The sequence below is a fragment of the Amycolatopsis palatopharyngis genome (assembly GCF_003385185.1).
Taxonomy (GTDB): Bacteria; Actinomycetota; Actinomycetes; order Mycobacteriales; family Pseudonocardiaceae; genus Amycolatopsis; species Amycolatopsis palatopharyngis.
Window position 1 is genome coordinate 16,406 of the sequence record NZ_PQHZ01000002.1, and the last position, 14,601, is coordinate 31,006.

The following is a 14,601-nucleotide window of genomic DNA, read 5'->3' on the forward strand; positions in this document are numbered from 1 at the left end:
TCATCGCGTTCTACGTACTGGCGTTCGCCTTCCGCGCCATGCGCTCACGCTGCGGCACGACCACGTACTTCGGGTCCTTGGTGGACTCGACCCCGGCCGAGTAGACACCGAACCTGGTGCACAAACCCGCGGCGAGGTACGCCGATCCCGCGATCGCTGAGGCGATCCGGTTGCGCCTGCCGAACACGGACAGTGCCGCGCCCGCCACCGTCAACGCCTTACTCGCCTTGAGCAAGGCCCCCGCCCTGCCCGTGCGGTAGGGCTCGGATACGACACCGAGCCCGTGCTCCAGCCGGGACGAGGCGACGAGTTCCGCCGCCGCACCCACAAGCCCGAGCCTGCGCGCCGGTACTGCCTCCGCTGGAGTGACGGCGAGCAGCGCCACACCCGCTCCCCCGGTCAACGCACTTCCGGCGAACAGCACGGGCAGCTGCCGGTGTCCCTCGTGCCAGGCCGGCGTCGCGGTGTCGGCGAGCAGCACGGCCGTGTAGGTGCACATCGCCGGGCCGAGCAGGCCGGCGCTCACGCCCGCGAGCGCTCCGAGCCTGGGCAGGCGGCCGGTGATCGTGCTCAGCGCGGCAGCGCTGGCCAGTCCGGAGAACGGCGCGAGTATCCACGACCCCACCGAAAGCGGTGAGGTCGGTTTGAACACGCGCAACATGTTCAGAAAACGTTCGGGCCTGCCCAGGTCGTGGATCAGCGCTGCCACGCTGGCCACCGATGTGGCACCCGCCGCCACCGTGGCCACCCTGGCCAGATTCGCGTGGCCTGCGGGTCGCGCGACGATGGCCATCGATGCGGAGGCACCGGCCACGCCGCCGAGGAAGAGGTACAGTGGAACGTCAGGCTGCTTCCACGCAGGTTCCTTGAGGATCGGTTTGCCGTAGTACGAACGGAACTCCGCGGGCTCGGCCATCTCCCGCTCGCGCCGCGGGCTCACCGGCCGGCCCCGAGGAACGACGCCACGACGGCGGCCGCGACCCCGAGTGCGGTGGCGGCGGCTCCCTTCCACATGGCAGGCAGATCCCTTGTGGTCACCACCGGGTCCGGTGGGAGTCCGTACACCTCGGGCTCGTCGAGCAGCAGGAAGAACGCGCCGTCACCGCCGACCCCGTCGTCCGGGTCGTGCCCGTACAGCCGGGCCTCACTGACCCCGGCGTCGTGCAGCGTTCGTTGCCGCTGCGCGGCCCGCTCCCGCAGTTCGTCCAGCTCCCCGAACTGGATGGAATCGGTGGGACATGCCTTGGCGCAGGCGGGTTCCATACCCGCGCCGAGCCGGTCATAGCACAGTGTGCACTTGAACGCCCTGCCATCGCTCTCCCGCTTCTCGATCACCCCGTAGGGACAGGCGGGAACGCAGTAACCGCAACCGTTGCAGATGTCCTCCTGCACCACCACCGTGCCGAACTCGGTGCGGAACAGCGAGCCTGTCGGGCAGACGTCGAGGCAGGCGGCACTGGTGCAGTGCTTACAGACGTCCGAGGACATCAGCCAGCGAACTCCGGAGTCGGCATCGACGACGTCCTGCCGGGGAGCACCGATCGTCGGCATGCCGAGATCGTCGCCGCGCACGCTCTCCGCTGTGCTCGACGACGGCGCGCCGGTGCCGGGATCGGCGGTGCCCACACTCGCGGCGGCCAGCACGTCCATGTCGTCGTGCATCGACCGGGCGGGCACCCGTTGCTCGATGAAGGCCACATGCCGCCAGCTGTTGGCGCCGAGATCGCCGGTGTTGTCGTACGAGGTGCCGAGCAGGTCCATGTCCCCCGGGCCGTCGGCGGGCACCAGGTTCCACTCCTTGCAGGCGACCTCACAGGCCTTGCAACCGATACACACCGAGGTGTCGGTGAAGAACCCCATACGAGGTTGCGGGTTCGCGTAGCCCATCTCGGTCACGTCTCGCTCCCTTCGGTTCCCGCCCGACGCTGGTACTCGTGCACCAGGTCCGGCAGGGCCGGGCCACGGGGTCGCCTGCCCGGCCGGATGTCACATGTGGCGGCCTTCGCCTCCTGGATGTGCACGTTCGGATCGAGCACCACGGAGAGCAGGTCGTTCGCCGAATCTCCTGTGGACAGTCCGTTCTGGCCCCAGTGATACGGAAGGCCCACCTGGTGCATGGTCCGGCCGCGCACCCGCAGCGGTTTCATCCGCTCGGTCACGAGCACTCTGGCCTCGATCGCCGCACGTGCCGAGACGATCGTGGCCCAGCCGAGATGTTCGAGACCGCGTTCCGTCGCGAGTTCCGGAGAAACCTCGCAAAAGAACTCGGGTTGCAGTTCGGACAAATAGGCCAGGCTCCGGCTCATTCCGCCCGCGGTGTGATGCTCGGTGAGCCGGTAGGTGGTGAACACGTACGGATACACCTCGCTGCGCGCCGGGTTGTACCGGTTGTGCGGGCCACCGAAAACCTGACGGGCGGGGTTCTCCTGCTGGCCGTACAGCGGGTTGTCGAACGGCGACTCGAACGGCTCGTAGTGGGTGGGCAGCGGACCGTCAGCGAGTCCGGCAGGCGCGAACAGCCAGGCCCGGCCGTCGGTCTGCATGATGAACGGCTCGGTCCCCGACAGTGCGTGCTGTGCCTTGGCGTCCTCCGGTGGTTCGTAGTCCGGGGACTTGGTGGCCTCGAAGTCGGGCACGTCCGCACCGACCCACTTACCCTGTTCCGCGTCCCACCAGACGTAACGCTTGCGCTCGCTCCACGGTCTGCCTTCCGGGTCGGCGGAGGCGCGATTGTACAGGATCCTGCGGTTGGCAGGCCATGCCCAGCCCCAGCCGGAGGCCACCCAGCTCTGTTCGTCCCCAGGTCGCCTATTCGCCGCGTGGTTGTGGCCGTCGGCATACACCCCGCAATAGATCCAGCAACCGCAGGAGGTCGAACCGTCCTCCTTCAGTTCCGGATACCCGGACAACGGCCCATTGGGGCCACTGCCGTTGATCTCGGCCAGCACCGATTCCGCGCTCGGCTCGGCGATCTCTCCCTCCGTCGGGTAGGACCAGGTGAGTTCCTGCACCGGCAGGTCGCGCGGATCAGTACTCGTCCGCAGCTTCTCCCGGATCATCCGGCCGAGGTGGTAGTAGAACCACAGTTCGCTGCGCGCGTCCCCGGAAGGTTCCACCGCCTTGTGGTGCCATTGCAGCAGTCGTTGCGTGTTGGTGAAGGTTCCGTCCTTCTCGGTGTGCGACGCGGCGGGCAGGAAGAAGACCTCGGTACCGATTTCCTCGGTCCGCAGCTCGCCGGTCTCGATCTCCGGTCCGTCCTTCCAGAACGTCGCGCTCTCGATCATTTGCAGGTCCCGGACCACCAGCCAGTCCAAATTGGCCATACCGAGCCGCTGCAACTTGCCGTTGGCCGACCCGACGGCAGGGTTCTCCCCGACGAGAAAGTAGCCCTTGCACTCGCCCTTGAGCTGGTTGTAGACGGTCTGGTACGTCCCGTGGTCGCCGGTTATCCGGGGCAGGTGGTCGAAGCGGAAGTCGTTGTCCGCTGTCGCGTGCTCACCCCAGTAAGCCTTGAGCAGGCTGACCACATAGGACTTCATATTGCCCCAGAAGCCGGTTTTGCCCGCGTCGGAACCGACGAACGAGTCGATGTCCAGCTCCGCCTTGGCGTGGGGCATCGGGATGTAGCCGGGCAGGATGTTGAACAGCGTCGGGATGTCGGTGGAGCCCTGAATGCTGGCGTGCCCGCGCAGGGCCAGGATTCCGCCGCCAGGCCTGCCCATGTTGCCGAGCAGCGCCTGCAGGATCGACGCGGTCCGGATGTACTGCACGCCGACCGTGTGCTGTGTCCAGCCGACGGAGTACACCCACGCCGTGGTCCGCTCGCGCCCCGAGTTCGCCGTAACCGCCTCGGCGACGTCGAGGAACTGCTCGACGGGAACGCCACAGACGTCGGCGACCACCTCCGGGGTGTAGCGGGCGAAGTGGCGCTTGAGCACCTGGTAGACGCAACGTGGGTGTTCCAGCGTCGGGTCGATCTTCGGCTTGGCGCCCACGCTCGCACCGCCACTGCCGTAGCTGTCCCCGTGCGCGGTCTGCTTGTGCTGCTGGCCGCCACCCTGTTGCTGCTGGTCGCGCCGCATCTCCTCCTCGGCCGGGATCCAGGCCTCCCGCTTACCCGCCGCGGGCGCGACCTCCGCACCTTCGTAGGACCAGCTGGCCACGTCGTACTGGCGGCCCTCAGGGTCGTAGCCGGAGAACAGCCCGTCGAGGTCCTCTGTGTCGGCGAAGTCCTCGCGCAGGATCGCCCCTGCGTTGGTGTAGGCCACGATGTAGTCGCGGAACTCGAGGCCGTTCTGCAGTACGTGGTTGATCAGGCCGCCGAGGAAGGCGATGTCACTGCCCGCGCGCAGCGCCACATGCGAGTCGGCGAGCGCACTGGTCCTGGTGAACCGCGGATCGACGTGGATGATCTTCGCCCCGCGCTTCTTCGCCTCCATCACCCATTGGAAGCCGACCGGATGACACTCGGCCATGTTCGAACCCTGGATGACGATGCAGTCGGAGTTCGCGAGGTCCTGCTGGAACGTCGTGGCGCCGCCGCGACCGAAGGAGGTCCCCAGACCGGGAACCGTGGAGGAGTGTCAAATACGGGCCTGATTCTCGATCTGTACCGCGCCGAGCGCCGTGTACAGCTTCTTCATCAGGTAGTTCTCTTCGTTGTCCAGCGTGGCCCCGCCCAGACTCGCGAAGCCCTCGGTGCGGTTGAGCCGAACCCCGTGCTCGTCGGTGTCCTGCCAGGTCTCCCTGCGCGTGGCGAGGACCCTGTCGGCGATCATCTCCATCGCATCGTCGAGCGACAGCGACTCCCAGTCGCGAGCGTAGGGACGCCGGTACAGGACGCGGTCGACACGGCTTGGACTGGTCACGAGCTGTTTGCTCGCCGCACCCTTCGGGCACAGCCTGCCGCGGGAGATCGGCGAGTCGGGATCGCCCTCGATCTGGGAGACCTCGCCGTCCTTGACGTAGATTCGCTGTCCGCAACCCACCGCGCAGTACGGGCAGATCGACTTGACGACCTTGTCCGCGTCCTCGACTCGCGCCCGCAGGTGCTGCGACCCATCGGACTTGGCCGCGGCGCCGAGACCGAGCCGGTCCTTGCCGGTGAGCTGCCGGATCACCGGCCAGCCCTCGATCCACTGCCGCACACTCATCACCGCTTCCGGTCGCCGTTCCCGCCGACCTCACCAACGTTAAGGTCTCACTGCCGCACCCGCAGTGTGGCGCTCAGCCGTCCCACTCCTGGGGCGGAGTTGCGGTACGCGACCAGCGATGGAGGCCGGCGAGGAAAGTCCTGCTGCGACAGACGGTCTCCACCGCTCGCGGATGCTCGGCCGGGGGCACACTCAGGCCGAGTGCGCCGGACAGGGCGCGGTCGACTCCGGCCACGGCAGTGCGATCCCGAGCCGTCGGTTCAGGCTCGGCGAGCTGTGCCGAGATCCGGCCATCGAGGTAGGTCTGCGCGATCGTGGACTGCAGTCGCGTGAGTGCTGAGCACAATGCCTCCGCGCTCTGGCGCAGGCCCGGCTCGTAACCGGCCGCGACCAGTGCCGTCACCGTCGCCTCGGCGACGTGCCGCAGCGCGGGCTCCGGGTCGTACTCGTGCCTGCGGGAGCGATAGGTGAAGGCGACCAGCGGATACCGGTGCACCATCTCGTCGACGGCACGCAGGTGCTCGGTCCAGCTCTGGCAGCGCTGCCTCGCCTCACCCGCGCCCGCCTCGGCGAGACAGTCGGCCAGCACAGTGACACCCCCGCCGTCCCGGACGTCGTCGTGCATGGCAAGGGTGAACCGGTTCCTGGTGGTGACACCACTGACGATCTCGATCACGTAGGTCGCCATTCCGGTGAACATGGTGAAACCGACCGCCGCACCGAATACCGAGACCAGTTGGGCGCTGGTCGACAACGGGGTCACGTCACCGTATCCGAGCACGGTGGTCGTGCCTGCCGCGAAGTACATGGCGTCGAGGAAGCTGGGCGGCCCGAGCGAGGTCTGCAACGCGAAGTCGGTGCCCAGCATGGGCCAGACCGCCAATGCGACGCCCAGGGTGCTCAGCACGATCCAGCTGAGGAAGGTGAGCGCCACGATCAGCGGCCCGGCGAGCCCGAGTACGTGCCTGCCGGAACGGGCCAGCCGCGCACTCAGCAGTGCGGTCGCCCGCCACACCGTCCGCCGTATCGTCGTGGCGACCAGCCCTTCGGCGTCCGGGTGGAGCACGGTCACGGCGGCGTCCAGCGCCACCAGCACGATCAACCCGAGGCCCAGGAGTTGTACGACGGTCATGGGAGCGAAGTACCCGTTGCGAGCGGAACTGACGCCGCTCGGCCGGCTGGCGCGGGTTCAGGCGCCCGGCGCACAGCTGCGGGTGCCGTTGGCGGCCCGCACGGTTACACCTGCCCCGTCGAGGTGCTCCAGCAGCGGCACGGCGACCCTGCGGGTGGTGTCGAGGGCCCGGCGGGCCTGACTCACGGTGAACGGCTGCTCCAGCCCTCGCAGCACCTGCGCGGCCCTGGTCACCGCGTCCGGGCCGAGCACGACGCCGTCGGCGATCCTGCACAGCCGCCCGACGCGAACGGCGGCAGCCAGCTCACGGGGACCGAGATCCAGCTCCACCAGTTCGTCGGCCTCCGGGGCACGGAAGGGCTCGGCGGCGAACCGGGACTCCAGGACACCAACCGGCCGTTCGAGCTCACGGGGCAGTCCGGCGCCCGCGCGTCGCACGACACCGCCGGAGACTTCCAGCCCGGTGTCGGCGAGCACCCGGGTGAGCAGGTCGGCGGCGGGCAGCCCGAGTTCGCGGCGCAATGCCTCAGCAGGCATCCCCGCGGTCACCGGGTCCCGCCCGTACCAGGCCCGCACGACGTCCTCCGCCCGCGCCGCCAGTTCCTTCCAGCGCGCTTCGTCGGCGAGCCAGCCGCCCACACGACGGCCGGTTTCGGGCAGACCGGCCGCTCGCAGTTCGTCCGCGCGAACGTACCCGCGCCGCTCGAGCAGCATGCGGCTCAGTTCAGCTGGTCCAGCGCCGTCGAGTTCCACTGCTCGCGCCCGCGCCGCCCCGCGCCGGTCGAGCCGGGGCGGGTCGACGTCGAGTACGTCCACACCTGCGGCGACGCGATGCTGTCCCGGATCGCGCAGCAGGCCGATATCGCCGACCCGCAGCGGCAACCGGTGCGCGAGGGTGAGCCGGGCGGTGTCCACACCGAGCGGCCGGATGCGGGCGGACGTGGCTGCCGAACCGACATGCAGCACGAGTTCGCGGGGTAACGCGGCGGATTCGTCGCCACGCAGGCGCACATCCAGCTCGCCGGTGTACGGCCACGCGCCAGGCGTGAGCAGTGCGTCGCCCCTGCCGACCCGGCCGCGGTCGGTGCCCCGCAGATTGATCGCGATCCGTGACACGGCGGCGGCTTCGGTGACGTCCGTGCCGAGCGCCTGCAGGCCGCGAACCCGGACGGTCTCCCCACTGCTCGCGACGGTCAACGAGGTACCGGCGCGCAGCGTTCCGGCCGCGAGCGTGCCGGTCACCACGGTGCCTGCCCCCCGGACTGTGAACGCCCGGTCGATCCAGAGGCGGACGCCGGCATCGCGCTCCGGTGCGGACAGCCGTCGGACGAGCGCCGCGAGTTCGGTGTGCAGATCGTCGAATCCTTCGCCGGTACGACCACTGACCACGACCGCCGGAGTCGCGCCGAGGCTCGTCGCGGCGAGCCTGCCCAGTGCCTCCTCCTTCGCGGGTCCGGGGTCCGCCCTGTCCGCCTTGGTGACGACCAGCAGGCCGTGGCGGACGCCGAGCGCGTCCACCGCGGCGAGATGCTCTTCCGACTGCGGCATCCAGCCCTCGTCCGCGGCGACCACGAACATCACCGCGGGCACGGGACCGACCCCCGCGAGCATGTTGGGCACGAACCGCTCGTGCCCAGGAACGTCCACAAAGGCCAGTGTTTCACCTTCGAGTTCGGTCCAGGCGAACCCGAGGTCGATGGTGAGCCCCCTGGCCTTTTCCTCGGCCAGCCGGTCCGGCTGCATACCGGTCAGCCGTTGAACCAATGTGGACTTTCCGTGGTCCACATGGCCCGCGGTGGCTACGACGTGCATCGGCGAACGGCCTCCAGCAGCTGCTCGTCGTACTCCTCCGGCACGGTGCGCAGGTCGAGCAGGCACCGGCCGCGCTCGATCCGGCCGACGACCGCGGGTTCCGCGACGCGCAGGACGGCGGCGTAGGTTCCTGGCAGGCTGACAGCGGCGCTGGGCAGACGCACGCCGGGGGCACCGCCCCCGCCTACGGCCGCCGTCGATTCGACGGCCACGGCGTCGACGCCCTCAGCGAGAAGCTTGTCCGCGATCCGGTCGGCCCGGTCGCGCAACGGGGTCAGCTCGGTGTCCAGCGCGGCCCGCACCGGCGGCGCCGGACCGCGCAGCGTCGCTTCCAGCGCCGCGAGGGTCAGCTTGTCCACCCGCAGGGCACGGGCGGCAGGGTGTCTGCGTAGGCGGCGCACGAGGTCGGCTTCGCCGAGCAGCAGCCCGGCCTGCGGGCCACCCAGCAACTTGTCGCCGCTGGCCGTCACCAGGTGGGCGCCCTCGCGCAACGCGCTGGTCGCGTCCGGCTCGTCGGGTAGCGCCGGATGTGGAGCCAGCAGCCCGGAGCCGATATCGGCGACGACGGGCACCCCGAGACCGCTGAGCTCGGCCAGCGGGACCTCGGAGGTGAAGCCGGAGACCAGAAAGTTCGACGGGTGCACCTTGAGCACGAACGCCGTGGCCGGGCCGATCGCATCGGCGTAGTCGGCGAGGTGTGTGCGGTTGGTCGTGCCCACCTCCCGCAGCCTGGCCCCGGTGGAGGCGAGCAGTTCGGGGATCCGGAAGCCGTCGCCGATCTCCACCAGCTCGCCCCTGCTGATCACGATCTCGCCGCCTTCGGCGGCCAGTGCGAGGGCGCAGAGCAGGAGCGCGGCGGCGTTGTTGTTCACGACGTGCACGTCGCCTGCCGACGGCACGGCCTCGGCGAGTGCCGCCAGCGCTTCCCTGCCCCGCCGTGCGCGTGTTCCGGTGCTCAGGTCGAACTCGACGTCGGTGTTGCCTGCCGAGGTCACGACCGCCTGGACCGCGGCCTGCGACAACGGCGCCCTGCCGAGGTTGGTGTGCACGAGCACCCCGGTGGCATTGAGCACCGCGCGAGCACCGGTGGCCACGGACGGCAGGGCGGCCAGCGCGGCGCCGGGCACCTCGTCCGGTGCGATCTCACCCGCTCGCGCCCTTTCCTGCGCCGTCACCACGACGGATTTCACCAGCGTCCGGCCGAGAAGCCGCTCGGCCTCGGCCAGTCCGGGATGCGCGAGCACGGCGTCGGTACGCGGGATCCGCCTGCGCGGATCGTCATCCGGCTCACCGGCCATGCGGGCATGCCTCCCGTGGGGCGGTTGGCGGAGGCGGACGGGAATCGAACCCGCCAACGGCAGTGCCTGCCGTTCAACGGTGTTGAAGACCGCGCCGGCCACCAGACCGGATACGCCTCCCTGAAAACGGACACAGCCCTGCCATCCTCGCAAGGAAGAGCGGGATGCGCGACCGATAGGGCAGCATGGGGACATGGGTTACCGACTGACGCAGTACGCGCACGGCGGTGGTTGTGCGTGCAAGATTCCGCCCGGCGAACTGGAAGATGTGGTCAGCGGCCTGTCCCGGCCCGTGCAGGGCACGGCTGCGGGCGAGTTGCTGGTCGGCCTCGAGCACGGTGACGACGCGGCTGCGGTGCGCATCGCCGACGGCATCGCGGTGATCGCCACGACAGACTTCTTCACCCCGGTGGTGGACGATCCGTACGACTGGGGCCGGATCGCGGCGGCGAACGCGTTGTCCGACGTCTACGCGATGGGCGGGCGGCCGGTAGTCGCGGTGAACCTGCTCGGCTGGCCGCGCGACGTGCTGCCGTTCGAACTGGCCGGCGAGGTGCTGCGCGGCGGTTCGGATGTATGCGCCGAAGCGGGCTGTCACCTCGCGGGCGGGCACAGCGTCGATGACCCCGAACCAAAGTACGGACTGGCGGTGACCGGCACCGCCGATCCGGAGCGGCTGCTGCGCAACGACGCGGGCAGGCCGGGCGTGCCGCTGTCGCTGACGAAGCCGCTGGGCATCGGCGTGCTCAACACCAGGCACAAGGCGACCGGTGAACGGCATGAGCAGGCGATCGAGACCATGGCTTCGCTCAACGCGGCCGCCGCGACGGCCGCGCTGGCCGCCGGGGTTCGGTGCGCCACAGACATCACCGGGTTCGGTCTGCTCGGCCACCTGCACAAGCTGGCGAGGGCCAGCGGCGTCACGGCGGTGCTGAACTCCGCCGCGGTGCCCTACCTCGACGGCGCCCGCGAGGCGCTGCGCGAAGGTCACGTCAGCGGCGGCACCCGCCGAAACCTCGACTGGGTCCGCCCGCACGTCGACCTGACGGCGATCTCCGAGGAGGAGGCCCTCCTGCTGGCCGACGCCCAAACCTCCGGCGGCCTACTGGTAGCGGGCGAAATCCCCGGCGCCCCGGTCATCGGCGAACTCATCCCGCAAACCCCCCACACCATCCAAGTCCACTGACTTAGCAGTTCCCGGGCCCGACTTAGCAGTTCCCGGGCCCGACTTAGCAGTTCCCGGGCCCGAGTTGGCAGTTCCCGGGCCCGAGTTGGCAGTTCCGGGGCCCGACTTTGCAGTTCTGGTGTCCCGGGGAAGTGGTTGCCGTGCAGAGCGACCTGCAGGGGCTGTTGGCACGGCCGGCTGACCTCAAAGGACGGCAGCGGAGGGCGGCACAGCAGGTGTTGCGGGGCGCCCGGTTGAGCAAGCCGAGGCATTGCCAGCGACGAGGCATTTACTGTCCTGAGCGAACCGGCGGAGAACGACGACACCGGCCGGATGCGGACGCGGCGTTGCTCGTCTGGGAGAAGAGGCGAGGAGCAGAGGTCGCTAACTGCGGACCCTTTGGTGCGTGGTTAGACGTCGACCAATGGCCACTCTGATTTCCTTTCCGCCGCGTGCCTGCACTTCATGCCCCATTCCACTGCCGCACGCCGCACAGCTCGGTTCCGTGAGCGGAATCCGCACACCGGGCTGCTTCTGTTTGCCAGCAAAACGGCGAGAGCGCGCGAGTTCCCAGCACCTCCGGTTCCGGCGATCGCCGGGTGACATCGAGACCAACGGCGGCCAGACCGGCCGCTGAGCCGTCCCGTGCATCCGGTCCCTTGACACGCCCACCGAACATTCATACGTTAGCTGTCACTTTGTATGAATGAGTGGAGTTGATCCGCATGCGGCTTGGCAAGACCGCCGTCGTCCTTGGCGGCAGTGCCGCCGGTCTGTGCACCGCGGGGGCGCTCGCCCCGCACTTCGACCAGGTACTGGTGCTGGACCGCGATGAGCTTCCGGCAGAGGCCGAGCACCGGCGTGGCGTGCCGCAGAGCAAACACCCGCACTTCCTGCTGAATTCGGGGCGTCGAGCGATCGGGGAGCTGTTCCCCGGTTTCGAGGACGACCTCATCGCCGCGGGCGGGCTGCATCTGATGCCGTCCATGGACGCCGCATACCTCGACGGGGAGGGCTGGTCGGCACGCAAGCGCAGCTCGATGACGATGATCTACGGTTCGCGGATCCTCATCGAGCGGGTGTTGCGCGACCAGGTGCGAGGTCTGGCCAACGTCGTCATCCGCGAAGGTGCCGCGGTGAGCGGCCTGACCGTGCGGGGTGGCGGCACCCGCGACGGGGCGGTCACCGGGGTCGACTTCGCCACGTCCACCGGCGACGAGCACGTCGACGCCGACTTCGTGGTGGACGCGATGGGCCGCGGCTCCTCGGTCGGCAAGTGGCTGGCGGCGGCGGGCTGGCCCGAGCCCGAGGTGCGGACGCTCGACGCCAAGGTCACCTACACCTCGCGCTGGTATGACCTGCCCTCACCCGCGCAGCGGCCTGGGTCCTGGTGGTGGCAGCACCTGGTGATCATGCCAACCCCGGACAAGGGTGAGCACCCCGCCGAGCACGAATTCCTGGTCAACTTCTTCCCCATCGAGGGCAACCGGGTGATCGCCTGCATGGGCTCATGGGGACTCGAGATGCCGCGCACCACCGACGCGTTCGTCGGATCGGCCCGCCGGGTGCGGACACCGTTGTTCGCGGCCGCGATGGACCAGTGCGCTCCCACCTCGGAGGTGCACCTGACCCGGTCGACCGGCAACAAGTGGCGACGCTACGACCGTCTGCGCACGCCTGCGCGGGGTCTGGTGTTCATCGGCGACTCGATCTGCGCGTTCAACCCGTTCTACGCACAGGGCATCAGCTCCGCGTCGGGTTCGGCACTGTTGCTGCGCGAGCACCTCTCCCGCGCCGAGCGGCTCGACGCGGGGTTCTTCTCGCGGTTCCTCAAAGCACAGCGCAAACTGCTCAGCGTGCCGTGGCGCCTGGTGATGGCCAGGGACCAGAGCTACGAATGTGCGGTGGGTACGGAGAAGGTGCCCGAGTGGCGACGTCGCATCCTGGCGGCCGTGTCTGTCCCGGCGTTCAGTCTCATCGTCGGTGCCGCCCGTGAGGACGATGTTGTCGATGAGCACTTCGCCAAGGTGTTCAATCTCGACGAGTCGCTGGGGGACATGCTGCGGAACCCGCGGGTGATCGCGGGACTCGTGCGTTACCGCATCCGCGCTGCGTTGGGCCGGCACCGGATCCCCTTCGGGTTCGATCCGCAAGCCGAACCACCTGCCACCGACTACTCACCGGAGGGCACCGGCAGTGCCATGACATCGACCGTCGCACGATGAGCGCCGTGTGCGGCCCGGACGCGGAGGAACTCACCCGCGACCTCGGTTTCGACTGCCACGACGTCGCCCCGGTGGTCTCGATCCGCTCCCCCTGGGAGCTCGCACACTGGACGATGCCGCTGCTCGAGCTGCTCATCATCGGCGGCGCCGTTTTCGCCCTGGTGCACGCCGTCCGCCGGCACCGCGCGGGCGATCCGGTCAACCTGGCACTGTGGTGCGCCTCGCTTGTCTACCTCTTCGTGACCGAACCACCGCTGTACTTCCCGGAGTGGTTCGGCCTGGACGAGCTGTACGGTTTCATCTTTGCCCACAACCAGTTCACCGTGCAGTTCATGGGGGACCGGCTGCCGCTCTACATCATCGCGTTCTACCCGGTGATCAGTCAGCTCGCCTACGAACTCGTGCGGTCGCTCGGAATCTTCCGGCGCCGTGGCCCGATGGCCGGGTCGGTGGCCGTCGCGTTCGTCTGCCACGTGTTCTACGAGGTTTTCGATCACCTTGGCCCACAGCTGAAGTGGTGGTCCTGGAACATGGACAACCACATCGTCAACCACCCCGCCATGGCGGCAGTGCCGCTGAACAGCATGCTGCTGTTCGCCTCCGTCTCGATGGCGGCCATGACCTATCTGGTCGTGCGTCTGACCGGTGGCCCGGCGCCCGACGGTGGCCCACGGCGCGGGTGGTCACTGGTGCTGCGCACCGCGGTGGCCGGTGTCCTCACACCGCCGACCATGGCGGTCGCCGGCATCCCGTCGAGCTTCTTCGGCGGGGACAATCCCAACACAACCGCACAGGCCTGGGTTCTCGGCGTCGAACTGGCCCTGATCTGGCTGGCCGGCGCCTGGATCGTCGTCTCGCACCTGAGGTCTCCAGACCCTGGGACGGACGAGCCCCTGTCCACCTTCGCCCGGTTCTACCCCGCCGCCTACCTGAGTGGAATGGCTGTGTTCTGGATCAGTGCCCTGCCCGCGTACTTCGCCGCGGACGACGGCATCACCGCTGACGGCACCCCGGTCGGAAGCGGGCCTTACGCGTTCGCCTGCTTCCTCGGGGCTGGCCTGTTGCTGACCGCGCTGTACCGGAAGGATCTCGCGCGCCGTTGGGCACCTGCCCCGGTGTGAGCTATCCGGGCTCGGGGGAGGATGGAGCGCATGGGGCATCACGGATGGCAGGGCAACCCGCCCGGCACCGAGGACGAGGCACGCTGTCGGATCGTCGCGGCGGCAACAACGTGCCTCGACCGCGTGGGGCTCGCCAAAACCAACCTTTCCGACGTCGCCGCCGAGGCCGGTGTGACCCGGCAGACCGTCTACCGTTACTTCCCGGGCCTGAAAGACATTCTCCGTGCCGTTGCCCTGGCCGGTGTCGAGGAGTTCGCCGAGCGGATGGAACGCCACCTGGCTTCGTCTGGCAGCCCCGCGGAAGCTGCCGCGGAATCGGTGGTGTTCGCCGTCCGGACGATTCCCGACGAGCCCTATCTGGGCCTGCTCTTGCAGGCGGGCGAGGCCGACTTCTTCACCGACGGAGTCATCTCTTCCTTGTCCTTCTCCTATGGCGCGCGGATTCTGCGCAACGTGCCGGTCGACTGGTCCGCCGTCGGCGTCACCACCGACGAGGACCTCCAGGGACTCGCCGAGGTCCTGATGCGACTCTTCATGTCCTTTCTGCAGTACCCCTCGACGCCAGCACTCAGCGAAGACGAACTGCGGACTCTCGTCCGGCGCTGGATCGGACCAGCCCTCGGCGGCTAGCCAACTCGACGGCAAAGAGCCGAGTCAGCGAACAGCTTTCCTGGGCCCGGTTCCGCGCTGCCGAG

General features: G+C 69.0%; 10 protein-coding genes and 1 tRNA gene. 4 read left to right on the top strand and 7 right to left on the bottom strand.

Going from position 1 to position 14,601, the window contains the following annotated elements; all coding sequences use genetic code 11:
* Positions 1-10: 10 nt before the first annotated feature.
* The 7 genes from nrfD to D0C15_RS01480 form a co-directional block, all read right to left on the bottom strand.
* Positions 11-940, bottom strand: a complete 930-nt coding sequence (nrfD, locus tag D0C15_RS01445) for an NrfD/PsrC family molybdoenzyme membrane anchor subunit (protein ID WP_245975516.1) — start codon at positions 938-940, stop codon at positions 11-13.
* Complete coding sequence (locus D0C15_RS01450; RefSeq protein ID WP_116040696.1) at positions 937-1,887, bottom strand: 4Fe-4S dicluster domain-containing protein; 951 nt, start codon at positions 1,885-1,887, stop codon at positions 937-939. Before D0C15_RS01450 ends, nrfD begins: the two co-directional genes overlap by 4 nt.
* 5 nt (positions 1,888-1,892) lie before the next feature.
* Complete coding sequence (fdh, locus tag D0C15_RS01455; RefSeq protein ID WP_162829869.1) at positions 1,893-5,153, bottom strand: formate dehydrogenase; 3,261 nt, start codon at positions 5,151-5,153, stop codon at positions 1,893-1,895.
* A 73-nt stretch (positions 5,154-5,226) separates the two neighbouring features.
* A complete protein-coding gene (locus D0C15_RS01465) occupies positions 5,227-6,285 on the bottom strand; it encodes a potassium channel family protein (RefSeq protein ID WP_116040606.1) in 1,059 nt (352 codons plus the stop codon).
* A gap of 57 nt (positions 6,286-6,342) precedes the next feature.
* The gene (gene selB, locus D0C15_RS01470) at positions 6,343-8,097 is read right to left on the bottom strand and encodes a selenocysteine-specific translation elongation factor (protein ID WP_116040607.1); all 1,755 of its coding nucleotides are present in this window, start codon (positions 8,095-8,097) and stop codon (positions 6,343-6,345) included.
* Complete coding sequence (gene selA, locus D0C15_RS01475) at positions 8,085-9,395, bottom strand: L-seryl-tRNA(Sec) selenium transferase (RefSeq protein ID WP_116040608.1); 1,311 nt, start codon at positions 9,393-9,395, stop codon at positions 8,085-8,087. The genes selB and selA overlap by 13 nt, the downstream gene beginning before the upstream one ends.
* 25 nt (positions 9,396-9,420) lie before the next feature.
* Positions 9,421-9,515, bottom strand: a tRNA-Sec gene (locus D0C15_RS01480).
* A 73-nt stretch (positions 9,516-9,588) separates the two neighbouring features.
* Between D0C15_RS01480 and selD the strand changes: the two genes are divergently transcribed.
* From selD to D0C15_RS01500, 4 genes are all read left to right on the top strand, one after another.
* Positions 9,589-10,581 (top strand): selenide, water dikinase SelD, encoded by a 993-nt coding sequence (gene selD / locus D0C15_RS01485; protein WP_116040609.1) that lies wholly within the window; start codon positions 9,589-9,591, stop codon positions 10,579-10,581.
* Between the two features lie 704 nt (positions 10,582-11,285).
* Positions 11,286-12,785, top strand: a complete 1,500-nt coding sequence (locus D0C15_RS01490) for an FAD-dependent monooxygenase family protein (protein WP_116040610.1) — start codon at positions 11,286-11,288, stop codon at positions 12,783-12,785.
* Positions 12,782-13,906 carry a DUF7802 domain-containing protein gene (locus D0C15_RS01495; protein WP_116040611.1) on the top strand — a complete coding sequence of 375 codons (1,125 nt, stop codon included), beginning with the start codon at positions 12,782-12,784 and terminating at the stop codon, positions 13,904-13,906. The genes D0C15_RS01490 and D0C15_RS01495 overlap by 4 nt, the downstream gene beginning before the upstream one ends.
* A 30-nt stretch (positions 13,907-13,936) precedes the next feature.
* Positions 13,937-14,536 carry a TetR/AcrR family transcriptional regulator gene (locus D0C15_RS01500; protein ID WP_116040612.1) on the top strand — a complete coding sequence of 200 codons (600 nt, stop codon included), beginning with the start codon at positions 13,937-13,939 and terminating at the stop codon, positions 14,534-14,536.
* Positions 14,537-14,601 lie beyond the last annotated feature (65 nt).

Coding starts and splice junctions, on each gene's coding strand:
- D0C15_RS01465 (WP_116040606.1), bottom strand. CDS start 6,285: ATGACCGTCGTACAACTCCTGGGCCTCGGGTTGATCGTGCTGGTGGCG.
- selD (WP_116040609.1), top strand. CDS start 9,589: ATGGGTTACCGACTGACGCAGTACGCGCACGGCGGTGGTTGTGCGTGC.
- D0C15_RS01450 (WP_116040696.1), bottom strand. CDS start 1,887: ATGGGCTACGCGAACCCGCAACCTCGTATGGGGTTCTTCACCGACACC.
- D0C15_RS01500 (WP_116040612.1), top strand. CDS start 13,937: ATGGGGCATCACGGATGGCAGGGCAACCCGCCCGGCACCGAGGACGAG.
- selA (WP_116040608.1), bottom strand. CDS start 9,395: ATGGCCGGTGAGCCGGATGACGATCCGCGCAGGCGGATCCCGCGTACC.
- D0C15_RS01495 (WP_116040611.1), top strand. CDS start 12,782: ATGAGCGCCGTGTGCGGCCCGGACGCGGAGGAACTCACCCGCGACCTC.
- D0C15_RS01490 (WP_116040610.1), top strand. CDS start 11,286: ATGCGGCTTGGCAAGACCGCCGTCGTCCTTGGCGGCAGTGCCGCCGGT.
- selB (WP_116040607.1), bottom strand. CDS start 8,097: ATGCACGTCGTAGCCACCGCGGGCCATGTGGACCACGGAAAGTCCACA.